The 14,336-nt window shown below is 58.4% G+C and carries 15 protein-coding genes; 7 read left to right on the top strand and 8 right to left on the bottom strand.

Annotated elements, in window-relative coordinates; genetic code table 11:
* Position 1: 1 nt before the first annotated feature.
* From leuD to leuC, 3 genes are all read right to left on the bottom strand, one after another.
* Entirely contained in the window at positions 2–601 is a 600-nt protein-coding gene (gene leuD, locus NMA52_RS10000; RefSeq protein WP_254827523.1) for a 3-isopropylmalate dehydratase small subunit, read from the bottom strand.
* Between the two features lie 125 nt (positions 602–726).
* A complete protein-coding gene (locus NMA52_RS19150) occupies positions 727–1,092 on the bottom strand; it encodes a four helix bundle protein (protein ID WP_371930954.1) in 366 nt (121 codons plus the stop codon).
* Positions 1,093–1,184: 92 nt separating this feature from the next.
* A complete protein-coding gene (gene leuC / locus NMA52_RS10005) occupies positions 1,185–2,570 on the bottom strand; it encodes a 3-isopropylmalate dehydratase large subunit (RefSeq protein ID WP_254827524.1) in 1,386 nt (461 codons plus the stop codon).
* Positions 2,571–2,757: 187 nt separating this feature from the next.
* On the opposite strand from leuC, the gene NMA52_RS10010 reads away from it, so the two are divergent.
* The 6 genes from NMA52_RS10010 to NMA52_RS10035 are packed head-to-tail and all read left to right on the top strand — an operon-like array spanning position 2,758 to position 6,152.
* Positions 2,758–3,333, top strand: a complete 576-nt coding sequence (locus NMA52_RS10010; RefSeq protein ID WP_254827525.1) for an RNA polymerase sigma factor — start codon at positions 2,758–2,760, stop codon at positions 3,331–3,333.
* Positions 3,330–3,602 (top strand): hypothetical protein, encoded by a 273-nt coding sequence (locus tag NMA52_RS10015; RefSeq protein ID WP_254827526.1) that lies wholly within the window; start codon positions 3,330–3,332, stop codon positions 3,600–3,602. Before NMA52_RS10010 ends, NMA52_RS10015 begins: the two co-directional genes overlap by 4 nt.
* On the top strand, positions 3,599–4,051 hold the full coding sequence (locus tag NMA52_RS10020; RefSeq protein ID WP_254827527.1) for a hypothetical protein: 453 nt from the start codon (positions 3,599–3,601) through the stop codon (positions 4,049–4,051). The genes NMA52_RS10015 and NMA52_RS10020 overlap by 4 nt, the downstream gene beginning before the upstream one ends.
* 32 nt (positions 4,052–4,083) lie before the next feature.
* A complete protein-coding gene (locus tag NMA52_RS10025) occupies positions 4,084–4,899 on the top strand; it encodes a YHYH protein (RefSeq protein ID WP_254827528.1) in 816 nt (271 codons plus the stop codon).
* Between the two features lies 1 nt (position 4,900).
* Positions 4,901–5,512, top strand: a complete 612-nt coding sequence (locus tag NMA52_RS10030) for a toxin-antitoxin system YwqK family antitoxin (protein WP_254827529.1) — start codon at positions 4,901–4,903, stop codon at positions 5,510–5,512.
* Positions 5,487–6,152 (top strand): SCO family protein, encoded by a 666-nt coding sequence (locus tag NMA52_RS10035; protein WP_254827530.1) that lies wholly within the window; start codon positions 5,487–5,489, stop codon positions 6,150–6,152. Before NMA52_RS10030 ends, NMA52_RS10035 begins: the two co-directional genes overlap by 26 nt.
* 6 nt (positions 6,153–6,158) lie before the next feature.
* Here NMA52_RS10035 and NMA52_RS10040 read toward each other — a convergent pair whose 3' ends face one another.
* Positions 6,159–7,313, bottom strand: coding sequence for a 2-isopropylmalate synthase (locus NMA52_RS10040; protein ID WP_254827531.1), 1,155 nt, complete (start codon positions 7,311–7,313; stop codon positions 6,159–6,161).
* A gap of 204 nt (positions 7,314–7,517) precedes the next feature.
* Between NMA52_RS10040 and NMA52_RS10045 the strand changes: the two genes are divergently transcribed.
* Positions 7,518–9,074: a hypothetical protein gene (locus NMA52_RS10045; RefSeq protein ID WP_254827532.1), complete on the top strand. Its 1,557-nt coding sequence runs from the start codon at positions 7,518–7,520 to the stop codon at positions 9,072–9,074.
* Positions 9,075–9,085: 11 nt separating this feature from the next.
* Here the strand turns inward: NMA52_RS10045 and NMA52_RS10050 are convergent, their stop codons facing one another.
* The 4 genes from NMA52_RS10050 to lpxK all read right to left on the bottom strand — a co-directional run bounded on the left by NMA52_RS10050 (position 9,086) and on the right by lpxK (position 13,937).
* Positions 9,086–10,378, bottom strand: coding sequence for a glutamyl-tRNA reductase (locus NMA52_RS10050; protein WP_254827533.1), 1,293 nt, complete (start codon positions 10,376–10,378; stop codon positions 9,086–9,088).
* 189 nt (positions 10,379–10,567) lie between these two features.
* Positions 10,568–11,509, bottom strand: coding sequence for a calcium/sodium antiporter (locus NMA52_RS10055; protein ID WP_254827534.1), 942 nt, complete (start codon positions 11,507–11,509; stop codon positions 10,568–10,570).
* Between the two features lie 2 nt (positions 11,510–11,511).
* Entirely contained in the window at positions 11,512–12,822 is a 1,311-nt protein-coding gene (locus tag NMA52_RS10060) for a 1-acyl-sn-glycerol-3-phosphate acyltransferase (RefSeq protein WP_254827535.1), read from the bottom strand.
* Between the two features lie 47 nt (positions 12,823–12,869).
* On the bottom strand, positions 12,870–13,937 hold the full coding sequence (lpxK, locus tag NMA52_RS10065) for a tetraacyldisaccharide 4'-kinase (protein ID WP_254827536.1): 1,068 nt from the start codon (positions 13,935–13,937) through the stop codon (positions 12,870–12,872).
* Between the last annotated feature and the right edge of the window lie 399 nt (positions 13,938–14,336).

Raw genomic sequence — 14,336 nt, forward strand, 5'->3', positions numbered from 1 at the left:
ATTACAGGCTAAAGTCGAGGCGTTGACGTTCGAAAGATTCGATCTTCTCCCGCTGACTCAGCAGGAAGTCGATGTCGTCGTAGCCGTTCAGCAGACAGGTTTTTTTGTACTCATCGATTTCGAATTCGGTAACCGTCCCGGTAACTTCATTGGTGAAGGTCTGGGCTTCGAGGTTCACCGTGAACCGGGCCCCCGAGTCTTGCTCGATGGTACGCAGGGCTTCGTCGAGCACGGCCGGACTTACCGTCACCGGCAGCAATCCGTTGTTCAGGGCATTCCCCTTGAAGATATCGGCGAAGTAGCTCGACACTACCACCCGGAAACCGTAATCCTGGATGGCCCAGGCGGCGTGTTCCCGACTGGATCCGCAACCGAAATTGGCCCCGGCAATGAGGATGTCCCCGGCGTAGGCCGGATTGTTCAGCACGAAATCGGGCTTCGGCTGATTGAGCTTATCGTAGCGCCAGTCGCGGAAGAGATTCTCCCCAAACCCTTCGCGGGTCGTCGCCTTCAGGAAGCGTGCCGGAATGATCTGATCGGTATCGACGTCCTCGATGGGCAGGGGGACGGCGGTGGAAGTGAGTTGTTTGAAGGGGGTCAAAAGTTGAAATTTTAGATCTCAGATTTAAAATTGAAAATTTTCAATTTGAAATTTACTTGGCACCTCGGGTAGCACGGTTGTTTTGAATAACCATTAGCGAAATGTGGGAGACACCCGCAGGCAGTTCAGGAAGCCAACTTCATTTGGACCTTCTTAGCACTGGAGGTGAAAATAGCGATCAATTCAGTTGATTCACGAATAAGAGTCAGGACGTCTTCCTCAGGAAGGTATTTAAGGTAGTAGATGTACCGAAGGGTATTGCGGGACTCCCGTAGTTCCTTCAGTCCAAGCTTCAACTTGTGCAGAAAATCGCGGGAAGACTCCGCGGCCCGCGTTTCTCCGTAATGAAAACCCGGGGAGCTAGCGGATCGAACGAGTTGATGCGCGGCGTTCTTAGCATCATAATATTGCTCAATTGGGAGGCGGCGGGTCAGAAGGGTGCAATTCACTCCAAACATTATGAGACGGGCCTCCAGTTGATCAGCAGTCATTTCTCTAGTGGTAGATGGGTAAAACCAAAAATCACTGCCAAACTAACAAACAACAAATAGTAGTACAAATTTTAAATACCCAATTTTAAATTTTAAATATCTCTGACGTCCACTATCTTCCCCGCCACCGCCGCCGCCGCCGCCGTCAGCGGACTGGCCAGAATGGTACGCGCTCCGGGGCCCTGACGACCCTCAAAGTTGCGGTTGGAGGTGGAAACGCAGTAGCGGCCGGCCGGCACCTTATCTTCGTTCATACCGAGGCAGGCACTACATCCGGCACCGCGGAACTCGAATCCGGCGGCTTCGAACACCCGGTCCAGCCCCTCGGCAATGGCCTGCTTGGCGACTTGCTGGGAGCCCGGGACCACGATGCCCGTAACGTTGGCTGCTACCCGCTTACCCTGCACCAGCGACCCCGCCAGACGAAGATCCTCGATGCGGCTGTTCGTGCACGAGCCGATGAAGACGTAGTCGATGGGCATGCCCTCCATGTGTTGCCCGATCTCCAGATCCATGTAGTTCATAGCCTTCTCCATACTGGCCGCTCCGTGGAGCGCGCTGGCTTCGGGAATGGTGTCCGTGACCCCCATACCCATGCCCGGATTGGTTCCGTAGGTGATCATGGGAGGAATGTCCTCGGCCCGGTAGGTATATTCGGTATCAAAGGTCGCGTCCGCGTCGGTGGGCAGGGTGCGCCAGTGGGCGACGGCCTCGTCCCAATCGGCTCCCCGCGGACTGAACTCCCGTCCCTCGAGGTAGTCGAAGGTCGTCTGATCGGGCGCGATGAGCCCACCCCGGGCCCCCATTTCTATGCTCATGTTGCAGACGGTCATCCGGCCCTCCATGCTCAGATTGCGGATCGCGGAACCGGCGTACTCGACGAAGTGGCCCGTGCCGCCCCCGGTACCCAACTGAGCGATGACGTAAAGAATGAGGTCCTTGGCGGTCACGCCGGCCTGCAGTTCTCCCTCGATGTTGATCCGCATCTTGCGGGGCTTCTCCATGAGGACGCACTGGGTAGCCATTACCTGTTCTACCTGACTGGTCCCGATACCGAAGGCGATGGCACCGAAGGCCCCGTGGGTACTCGTATGGCTGTCGCCGCACACCATGGTGATGCCCGGGCGGGTGATGCCGAGTTCGGGGCCGATCACGTGCACGATGCCCTGGTAGGGGTGGCCGAGGCCGTACAATTCGACGCCGAATTCCGCGCAGTTTTCGGTGAGCATATTCACCTGCTTCCGACTCAGGGGTTCGGCAATGGGCTTATCCTGGTCCTTGGTGGGTACGTTGTGGTCGGCGGTCGCAACGATGCGGTCGCGGCGCAGCAGGGGGATACCGCGCTGCCGCAGTCCGTTAAAGGCCTGCGGACTGGTAACCTCGTGGATCAGGTGACGATCGATGTACAGGACCTGGGCGCCGCCGGGGACGGAGGTGACCACGTGAGCGTCCCAGACTTTGTCGAAAAGGGTTGGCATGTCGATAATACGGATTAGGGGGGCAAAGATAATCAGTCGGGCGGCGGTGCGCGGGTGCGGCGAACTTAGGGTAAAAGCAATGTCCGGTGGCTAAGGCGGCAAAGCGTTGCGAAAAAATCGCGAATAGTCCTCCGGGCGCGAAGGATTTGATTCTTTCTACGGTCCAAAGGGGGAATACCTTGCGTACATGGCCGAACCTACCGATACCGAGCTGATGGCCGGGGTAGCCCGGGGCGACACCCTCGCCCTGCGGTCGCTCTATGCCCGCTACGGCGATCGGGTCTACAACACCGCGCTGAGTTACCTGCAGATAGCGGCGGACGCGGAGGAGGTTACCCAGGATGTATTCACCAAAGTGTGGAGAAAGGCGGCTGGCTTCCGGGCGGAAAGTCAGGTAGCTACCTGGATCTACCGCATTACGACCAATACCGCGCTGACCGCCCTCGACCGGCGCAAGCGCCGCAATATCTTCGGCATGCTTCAAGCGCACGACCCCCCGGATTTTCATCACCCCGCCGCCCGCCTGGAGGAGCGGGAGACGAACCGCGCGCTGTTTGCCGCCATCTACCGCCTACCCGACCGACAAAAGACCGCCTTCATCCTGAGCTACGTGGAAGAGCTGCCCCGCAACCAGGTAGCCGAGATCATGAAACTTTCCCTCAAAGCGGTCGAGAGCCTGCTCATGCGGGGTAAGAAAGGACTGCGCATTAATCTCGAGCACGCTTACCCCGACCGCGGGCAAGCCAAAACTACCCGAAAATGACCCCCGAACATCCCGATCGCCTTGCCGAAGCCCTTCGCCACCTGGAACAGCTCCCGCGGGCTAGTCCGCCGGATGCGCTGCTGTCCCGGATCGAAGCCGGTTTACGCGACACCCCCGTCATTCAGCTCGTCGACTGGCGCCGGATTGCCGCCGCCGCCGTCCTCTTCCTCGGGCTGAACGCCTCGGCGGTTTATTATCACCTCCAGCAATCGTCGGTCGCGGATACTGAACTGGCTTTAATCACGAGCTACCAACTCTACGAGGAATGAACAAACTACAAGCCTACCGGTGGGCGACCGCCGGACTGCTGATCGTCAATCTTGTACTGCTCGCCGTAGTCTTCTTCGGCCCCGCCCCCCGCGGCGGCCCCCACGCCAGTGCCCGGGAAATCCTGGGGCTCGATGATGACCAGCACGCGGAATTTCTGAGGCTGGCCGGGACTCACCGCCAGAACATGCAAGCGCTGAATGACCGGCAAACGCAGCTGCTCCGCACGTATCTGGAACAGCTGGCTACCGTTTCCGACGTCCCGCCCGTACCCGGGGAGGTCTGCAGCGTGGAAACAGAGAAGGTCCGGCTCACGTATCGCCACCTCAACGACATTAAACAGTTGCTGACCGCGGAGCAAATGACGGCCTACCCCGTCTTCATCGAAGATATTCTGCAGAGAATTCTTCTTCAGCAGGAAAAAAATCCCCCGCCCCCGAAGGATTCCTAACCGGGTGTGGTCAAAGGGGAAAAAGTATCCTAATGAATTACTTCCCCCTCGCCTTTTCCCTCGCCGGTTTACTCTGCTGCGGAGCCTGTCAGGAAGATAGCGACCTTACGACCCCTATCACGGAGTCGGGTGAGCTGCACGCCGCCTTCGCCGAATTCAATCCCGATGCCTTCAGTATCATGCTCGACGGCAATGAGGTGGTGATCGAGTCCAACGGACTACCCAATCACACCTCGCCCTACTGGTCCAACACTACCGAACGTACGGCCATCGATCCGATGGGAAACACGCTGGTCACGCCGGCCGCCGCGTCCGATCATCCCCTCTTCGTGGAGCCCACGGCCACCACCTTCGAAAAGATGGCGCCGGGCAACATCGACGACTTCAACGGCTCGTACACCCTCACGGTACCCGCGAGCCCGGTGAAGGCGAACTCCAGTTCCGCCACGGGCCTCGGTCCCATCGGCATGGCGGTCAGCGGTGCCATGATCTACGACGATCAGGAAGGGCCCAACGTTCCCCTCGATAACGCGATTTCCTCTTTCGACTACTCGGCCGCGCACACCGGCCCGCAGAGTTATCACTACCACCTGGAGCCGAAGGCCTTTTCGGACGACGACGATAAACTGGTCGGCATCATTTCCGACGGCTTTTTCATCTATGGCCGCAAGTGCAATGCCACCGGTACCTACCCCACCGACCTGGACGAATCCGGCGGGCATACCTCCATCACCCAGCATACGCTGGAGGAGGAATACCACTACCACATCCAGAACGAATTGTACCTGGGTACCTACTACATCCTATTCCCCGGCAACTACCAGGGAAGTCCTAACGCCATTCAGTAAAGTGAAGCGTCTATTTCACTATATTTCTTCCCTGAGCCCGATCCTGCTGGCCGTGCTGTGGAGTAACTGTACCCCTACGGTTGATTCCGCGGTCACGGACCAGTCGGTACCGGCCATCACCGTACCGGCCGACCGGCTCACCACGGACCTCAACACTCCAATCACCCGGTTCGCGGGCGTCCCCTTCACGGGCACTGCGGTAGAAAATTACCCGGATGGTACGATCGCGGTACGCACCGACTACCTCAATGGGCGTCGCCACGGCCTGCACCGCAAGTATTTTCCGGACGGGCGACTGAGCTTCGCGAGCCACTACGTGAGCGGACGCCAGGACGGGGAAACCCGCAGCTGGTGGAGTAACGGTAACCTGCGTTCCGTATCCCGCTTCGTGGATGGCGTGGCCAGCGGCGTGCAGGAGCAATGGTACGATTCGGGCGCGCCCTTCAAAACCCTGCGTTTGGTCGACGGCCGGGAAGAAGGCCTCCAGCAAGCTTGGCGGGAGAACGGCCAACTTTACAACAATTACGAAGCGCGCGACGGCCGGACGTTCGGACTCCGGCGCGCCAACCTCTGCTACACCCTCGAAGATGAAGAAGTACGCTATGCCAAGTAAATCGTTCCTGACCGCCCTCGGCCTGCTCCTGATGCTTTCCTGCGGGGAAGCAGACCGCTCCGAAGCGGCGTCCCTACCCTACTACCGGGAGGCGACCTTCACCCCCCACTGGTTCACGGCGGATAGCGATTCCCTCGCGGACTTTCACCAGATCAGTCCTTTCCGTCTGGTAGACCAACTGGGCGATACGGTCACCGAGGCTATGCTGGCGGATAAAATCTACGTCGCCAATTTCTTCTTCACGGCCTGCCCCGGCATCTGTCCGAAAATGACCAATAACATGACCGTGTTACAGGATGCCTTCCGGGAGGTGCCGGACGTCAAACTGCTCTCGCATTCCGTGACCCCGAACTACGATTCGGTGGCCGTACTCCGGAATTACGCCGAATCCAACGGCGTGGATGCCGGTACCTGGCACCTGCTCACCGGCGACCGCGACCAGATCTACCGACTCGGGCGCCAGGATTACTTCGCGGAGGAGGATCTGGGCCTCGAGCGCGAGCAGGACGATTTTCTACATACGGAGAACTTCGTCCTCGTCGACCGGGACCGTCACATTCGCGGTATCTATAACGGGCTAAGCCTGGCTTCCGTGGACCAATTGACGCGGGATATCCGTACCCTGCTGGCGGAAAGGTAAACCGCCTTAGGCGGCCATCCCCTCCATCATCCGTTCCAGGTCGGCATCTTCCACTTCCTTCTTCTGGTCGGCAATGCTGAGGAATTCCTGGTAGATGTTGTCGAGTTGAACCTTGGTAAGGTTATACCCCAGGTTCTTGAAGCGGTAGGCCAGGGCGGCGCGGCCGCTGCGGGCGGTCAGGACGATCTTGGACTGGTCAACGCCGACCTCCGCGGGATCGATGATCTCGTAGGTGTCGCGGCGTTTGATGACACCGTCCTGGTGAATGCCACTGGAGTGGGCAAAGGCATTGTCGCCTACGATCGCTTTGTTAGGCTGCACCATCATACCCATGCTCTCACTGACCAGGTGACTGGTTTCCAGCAGCAGTTTGGAATTAACGTTGGTGTACAGGTTGAGCTGGGGGTGCTGGCGCATGATCATGACCACTTCCTCCAGGGAGGTGTTGCCGGCCCGCTCTCCGATACCGTTGATGGTACACTCGATCTGGCGGGCACCGTTTTGCGCTCCGGCGATGGAGTTGGCGGTTGCCAGCCCGAGATCATTGTGACAGTGGGTACTTAGGGTACACTTGTGGATGCCGTTGACGTTATCGCGCAGGTAGGCGATTTTCGCCCCGTACTCCTGGGGAAGGCAGTAGCCCGTGGTGTCGGGAATGTTGAGCACGGTGGCTCCCGCGTCCACGACCGCCTGAATAACGCGGGCCAGGAATTCGTTGTCGGCGCGGCCGGCATCTTCGGCGTAGAACTCCACGTCTTCCACGTACGATTTGGCGTGCTTTACGGCGGCGACGGCCCGCTCGATGATTTTGTCGGGGGTAGTACGTAATTTGTACTGAATGTGGCTTTCACTGACGCCGATGCCCGTGTGGATGCGGGGGTGCCGGGCTACCTTAAGGGCTTCCGCGGCGACGTCGATGTCGTTCATCACGGCGCGGGTAAGACCACAGACGACTACGTCCTTGACGGTCTGCCCGATCTCGACCACGGACTTGAAGTCGCCGGGGCTGGAGACGGGAAAGCCGGCCTCGATAACGTCCACGCCGAGGAGTTCGAGCTGGCGCGCGATGACCACCTTCTGGCGGGTATCGAGCTTACAGCCGGGCACTTGCTCGCCGTCGCGGAGGGTGGTGTCAAAAATTTGGACTTGGTTAGTATTCATACTTGTTGCGGGCCGGTTACCGGGCTTCTTATATCTTTAGGGCTTAATTCGGGACAGAACGTAGTCGATCACATAAAAATACCGCTTCCCCGGGGAATGCGGAGTGGGATACCCCCATATTATCTACCGTATTGCTACGTGGGTGTCAAAGGAATTGTTCTGTAACCTTTTGACATTCAACCTTGTACTGAAACAGTTTATACAATGCCCAAGCAGAAGACCGACGACTTACTCAAACTGGTGGCTTCCCTCAATCGCGCCGAAAAGCGTCACTTCCGCTTGTTCGTCAAACGCAACCAGCAGGCGGATGCGGACATCCTCTTTCTCCAACTCTTCGACATACTGGAGCGCACCGGCGAGTACGACGAGGCGTATCTCCTTAAGCGGATCGAAGGTATAAAAAAGTCTCAGCTGAGCAACCTGAAGGCTCATCTCTACAAACAGCTGCTGACGAGTCTCCGACTACTGAATCGCAACAAGGATGAGGAAATCACCCTGCGGGAGAACCTGGACTACGCCCGCATTCTCTACAATAAGGGCCTCTACCGCCAGTCGCTCGACATTCTGGACAAGGTAAAAAAGCGGTCCATCGAAGTGGATTCCCACACCATCGCCCTGGAGACCGCCCAGTTCGAAAAACTGATCGAAGGGCAGTACATCACCCGCAGCATCGAGGGGCGGGCCGAAGAACTCAGCAAGGAGTGTGATCTGCTCACCCAGATGATCAGCGATTCCAACGCCTTCTCCAATCTCTCCCTTCGCCTTTACGGGCTGTACCTCAAGAACGGTATGGTGAGCAGCCACGAAGAATCGGAAGAGGTGCTGGCCTTCTTTCGCGACAACCTGCCCACCGGCGATTTCGACCGGCTCGACTTCTGGGGAAAGGTCTACTACTGCCAGAGCTATACCTGGATGCACCTGATGCGGCAGGAATTCCCCCTCTGCTACCGCTATACCCAGCGGTGGGTCGAGCTGTTCCGCGAGAACCCGCGCATGATCGAGGCCAACGCCCCCCTCTACCTGAAGGGACTGCACAACCACCTGGCCAACCTCTTTAACATGTGGCAGTACGATAAATTTATCGGCGAGCTCCACCACCTGGATTTGTTCCCCCACCAGTTCGACCTGACGAACAACGTCAACGTAGCCGGACTCTATCACCTCTACCAGTTTGATCACCAGATCCGGCGGCACTACATGGAGGGGACTTTCTCCGAAGGCCTGGGTCTCGTGCCCCAGATCATGGAGGTAATCGAAGACAACCGCTACAACTGGGATCATCACCGCCATATGGTGTTCTACTACCGTATAGCTTGCCTGTACTTCGGAAGCGGCGACAACGACACCGCCATCGACTACCTCAACCTGATCATCAACCAGCGAAGCCCGAATTACCGCTCGGACATTCAGGCTTACGCCCGCATTCTGAGCCTCATCTGTCACTTCGAAATGGGCAACGTACAGTTAGTGGAGTACCAGGTCAAGTCCGTTTACCGCTTCCTTTCCAAGGTAGAGCACCTGCAACAGACCCAGCAGATCATCTTCCGCTTCCTGCGCCGCATCCCGCGGATCCGCGAGGAGGACCTCCGCGACGAATTCATCAAGCTCAAAAAGCGACTGGACGAGGTCGCCAAGATCCCCTACGAGTCACGGCCCTTCACCTATCTTGACATTCCCAGTTGGCTGGAATCGAAGATCGAGGGCGTATCGGTACAGGAAGTGATCCGGCGGCAGTTCGAGGAGAACCGGCAGATCGCTTAAGTAAGCAATCTTTAGCTGACCGCTTCGGAGGTGGCTCGCCGGGGGGATAAATCCGCCGGAGCCGGCGGCCGGCGCGTCAGTACCGCCTCCCGCGCGGCCTGCATGGGGATACCGATGCAACGCTTCTCCATGTACATCATCATCCGGTCCATCAGCTCGCGTGCCTGGGGATCCAGGTCTTCGAGCTCCTTACGGAACACCTTATTGACGGCGTTGTGGCGGATCGCCTTGATCTGTCCCGGCACCTCCTGCATGGCCCGCTCGATGAGCCGGGTCTGGTAGAGCGTTTCGGTTTCCTCCAGGTGACGGTCGATGATCTCGTGGGCGAGGTCGACTTCGCGACGACGAAAATCCATATTCTCCTCCGCCAGCGCCCGCAGGTGCTCGATGGCGATGTAGGTGAACGTAAAGTTGGCCAGGGTAGCGTCGGCCACGTCGGCGGGAACACCGAGGTCGACTACGATCTTGTCCGCGGAGGACTCTCCGGCCAGTAAACCGGAAAAGATCTCGGGCGTAATGGTGGCCTGAGCGGATGCCGTGCAAACGAACAGTACGTCAAAACCCTCACGGTAAGTGGGGAGATCGTCGAGGCCGATCGCACGACCGTTGGCAAATCCGCTCACCAGTTGCTCCGCGCGTTGCACGGTCCGGTTCGCGATGGTGACGTTCGTGTAGCCTTGTTTGCGCAGAAACTTGGTGACGAGCAGGTTCGTTTGCCCGGCGCCAACCAGCAGAATACGCGCCTTACGACTCGGAGCGTACCGTTGCAGTTGCTGCATGGACAGGGAAACGACGGAAACGGACTTTTCGCCGATCCGGGTATTCGCGTAGATGTCTTTCGCGGCGAGTACGGCCTGGTTGCAGATGATGCGCAGGTCATCACCGATAAGCCCCCATTCCCAGCAGCGTTCCTGGCTTTCCCGAAGTTGCCCCAAGATCTGCCGCTCCCCGACAACCAGGGAATCGATCGACCCGGCCACCTCGTACAGGTGCCGTATCGCGTGCAATCCCGACAGGTGCTTCAGGCGGCTCAGCCCCGCGGCGGGTACCGGCAAGAGCGCACGCTTGAACATGTCGTCTACCTGCTGATCCGTCGTAAAGAGGAGCAGAATGCGGTTACACGTGGAAGAGTAAAAGACTTCGTCCACCAGTCCCCGCTCCCGTAGTTGAGTCAGGCGGTCGCGCAGACCATCCCCCCCCTCGAACGCGGTGACCAACTCACCAACCTCTTTCAGTTTGGCATTGCGGTGAGTAAGCGTGAGAATGTGAAAGTGCTGCAGCATAAATGGGGTCGGAACGGCCACAAAGATAATTTAAGGGCGCAGGGATTCTGTCATAATGGGGTAGAAATAGGAGTAAGGCAAAGCTTAACCATCCCACCACCCTACCATTCCTACCACCCCACCATCCCACCATCCTACCACTCTACCACTCTACCACCCTAACAGCCTAAACTACTAACAGCCTACCCCCTACCCCCTACCCCCTACCCCCTACCCCACTACCCTACTCCCCTCTTCCACGATCGCCGAGAAGTACCAGGCATAAAACAACAACAACACGTAACCTTCCCACCGGGTGATCTTGCGGTTGTTACTCATGACGCCGAGCAAAATGGTCATCACGATCATCAGCGGCAGGTACACGGAAATGATCTCCGCCGGAATGACCAGCGGGCCGAAGAAGCGCGGAATGGCCATCACGATGAAGGTGTTGAAAATATTGGACCCGATCGCGTTTCCCACGGCAATTGAGGCCTTTCCCTTACGGGCCGCCGCCAGGCTCACGGCCACCTCCGGCAAGCTCGTCCCTACGGCCACCGCCGAAAGAGCGATGACACTCGGAGCGATATTCAGGATCTGACTGATCCCCGTGATTGCATCGATGACGTACGAAGCCGAGATGCTCACGCCCGCCCCGCCGAGTAGGAGCAACAAATAATCACGCGCCCCCGCCCCGGGTCGATCCTCCTTGTCCGGGCGATCCTGATCCTTAAAACTGTACGCCAGAAAGATGATGATCCCCCCCAGAAACAGGAAGCATTCGAAGAAGGAAAGCGTACCGTCCATCACCGCGAAGTACAGCAGAAAAGCACTGCCCCACAGGAAGGGAATATCGATGTGCCAGAGGTTATAATCCAGATCGATGTTCTTGACCACCACGGCGGTAAGTCCGAGTACCAGGGCGATGTTGGTGATGTTGGACCCCACGACATTGCCCACGACAATCTGACTGGTCCCCTCCAGCACCGATACGATGCTGGTCGCTAATTCCGGCAGCGAAGTCCCGAAGGCCACGATCGTAACTCCGATGATGAACGGACTGATGCCCAGCGACAATCCGATGCGCTCGGCGGACTCCACGAATCGATCGCTCGACCACAGCAACGCCGCGATGGCGACGACGAAAATGCCAATCTGAAGGTATAGTTCCATGGTCAGGACGTGCGGGATGTAGCGGCAGTGCCGGCCGGTACGTAGTCCTCAAAATTCGGCAGTTCGGCCATCAACCGGGCTCTCAGGGAAGTCAGTCTGTCATGCTGACTGGACTTCCCGCGAAAACGACCGACCCAGAACGGGCGGTAGGTGATCCAGTAGCGCAGGGCAAATAATCCGGACACCGGCAGACTAAGCAAGTACACCCACCCCATTCCCGCCGGATAGACCCAGTTAAACAGCAGGGTCTGCAGCAGGTACATAACGGGCAGCACGATCCACGAACCCAGCGTCTGCACCGTCGCTTTGTAGCCCCGGTCGATGCCGAGAGCCTTCCAGATCGTGTTGATCGCCAGTAGCCAGGGCAGGTGATTGATCAGGCCGTACAGAAATATGGGCAAGGCCAGAAATAGCCCGGCGGAATACTTGCGCCGTGGGTGATTGCTATATGCCAGATCATCCAGTCCCTCGGTCCGGAGCAAGTCGTCGTACTCCCCGGCGGTGGCGCAGAGAGCCTCGCGCCGTTCGTCGTTGAGGGACCTCAACCAGGCAAGTATGCGCTGGGTGCGGAAGTGGTGAGCGGAGACGGTCTGCGGGCGGTCGTTCTGCAGGCTGCGGTCGATACGGCGCAGACACCGTTCCTCGGTCTTATTCTTCGTCTGAATGAGCAGCCCCTCCATGCGCTCACTCAGCAGGTTCGTCAGTCCCCTAACCGCCCGCATGGGGCTCTTTTCGTACTGCTCTCGCCATTCGGCCGCCACGATGGGTTCGCCGTAGCGGACGAAGGCGCGGCTGAAGCAGGTCGTCGGACTTTCGTAATTGATGCCCACCGGCTGTAGCGTGAGTCCCAGTTTCCAGTCGTTCCGCGACTCACCTTCCAGGGCCAGACTGGCCGCCCCGGCCTTTATTTTCCGTAATCGCCGCTCCAGTTCGGAGTAGGCTTCCGGAGCGATGTACATGATCTTCCCGGTTTCCAGGGCGTGAAAGGTGCGGTTAAACACTTCCTCCTTGCTCCCCTTATCGGCCCCGGCTTCCTTGTCCTTCGGTCGGGCCACCGGCACGCAGAACGGATCGATGATGAAGGCCGTCACCGGATTCATCCACAAGCCGGCGTTGGCCAGGAAGTAGGTTTGGTGATCGAGGTGGATCCCGGCCATCAGGGGGTCGGCGAGGGTGTTGGGATGATTGCCGCACAGCAGCGTCGGCCCCGGGTGATTGGCGTGGTGTACGCCCTCGGTCTCCATCGAGGGGTAAAAGATGCGCAGCATCCAGCGACTCATGAAGTGCAGGACCCAGAAAAAGGGCTTAGACATAGGCGGTCAGTAAAGGGGCTGCAAAGTAGGCATAATGCGGAAGCCCGTCATGACTCGAAGCCGATCAGGTAGTCGCGCACCAGTTGATCGAAGTTCTCCCCCTCGCCGAAATGGAACTTCACCTCCACGGGCAGTACGAATACGGGCAGCTTCTCCTCCGCGATGAAATCCCGGTGCATTTCCAGGCGAGTAGCGTCCTTTTCCGTGGTGACGATGGCCCGGTGACGTCCCGGCATCTCTCCGAAGCGCCGCTTCAGGTTCGCCAGGTCGTTGGCACTGAAGTAGTGGTGGTCGGCGTAGTCGAGGCTGCGGACGTTCTTTGCGGCGGTGCGCAGGTGCGACAATAGGTATTCGGTGTTGGCGATCGCCGAGATCAGGAGCACGTCGATCCCTTCCTCCATCCTCAGCCGGTAGCGATGGTCGAGCAAATAGTACGGGGTAGCGTAGCCGTAGTAACTGAAAAACACCCGCTGGTGGGGCAGGGGGTCAATTTCCCCTATGAGCTTGTCGGCTGTGGACCGGTCTAGGGCGGCGGGGCATTTGCTGACGATGATCACATCGGCTCGCTCGTATCCACTGCGCCATTCGCGGAGGCGGCCGCTGGGCAGAAGGTAATCGCGGGTGAAGGGGCGTTCGTACTCAGTGAGGAGGATGTTGAGCCCCGGTTTGACGGCACGGTGCTGAAACGCATCGTCGAGCAGCACGAGCTGGGTATCCGGTCGGCGACCGACGATCTCGGGAATGGCGAAGGCCCGTTCCTCGGCGACCGTTACCATAACGTCCGGAAATTTTCGGGCGTACTGCAGGGGCTCGTCGCCTACTTCTTCCACCGTCATCTCCGGGCGGACTTCCAGAAACCCGCGGGTCTTACGGCGGTACCCCCGGCTCAGCGTCGCGATGTTCAGGTAGGGATCGAGAAGGCGGATCAGGTATTCGATGTGCGGCGTTTTACCCGCTCCCCCTACCGACAGGTTGCCGACGCTGATTACCGGCACCGAAAACGATATGCCCCGCATAATCCCGCGCCGGTACGCCCAGTTCCGAAAGCCTACCCCCGCTCCGTAGAGCAGCGACAGGGGCGCGAGCAGCAATTTGGCAACGGTCGATTGTACCACTTAAAAAAGGTCGAGGCCTTGTAGGCCGAGTGCAAAGTTAAAGCTAATGGTTTAGGCCGGGATGAGGTGTTGCACGCTGAGGAGAGGCAATAGGTCGAGCGGCCACCGGTCCGGGACGCTTCACCACGGATGGGCCTTTAGACTTGCCTTAAAGAGAAACATACATATATGACCATCATCATTATGTGTAATTTCTTTTTGGCTTCTTTTTTCTTTGTGGATTTCACACCCAAAGTGTGGAAAACTCCTGCCCTTGCCGGGCGCGGGTGACGGATGTTGAGGCGTCGAGGCCTATTCCGTGTTTGCTCACTCGGCAAGTGGCCAAGAGTCCGTGGTCTGTATAGAAAAAGCGGGGAAGTAAGCCCCATTAAAGGTCTGTAGACAGACGCTTGGCCGACG

Origin of the sequence: Lewinella sp. JB7 (assembly GCF_024297185.1) — a bacterium.
Lineage (GTDB): Bacteria > Bacteroidota > Bacteroidia > Chitinophagales > Saprospiraceae > Neolewinella.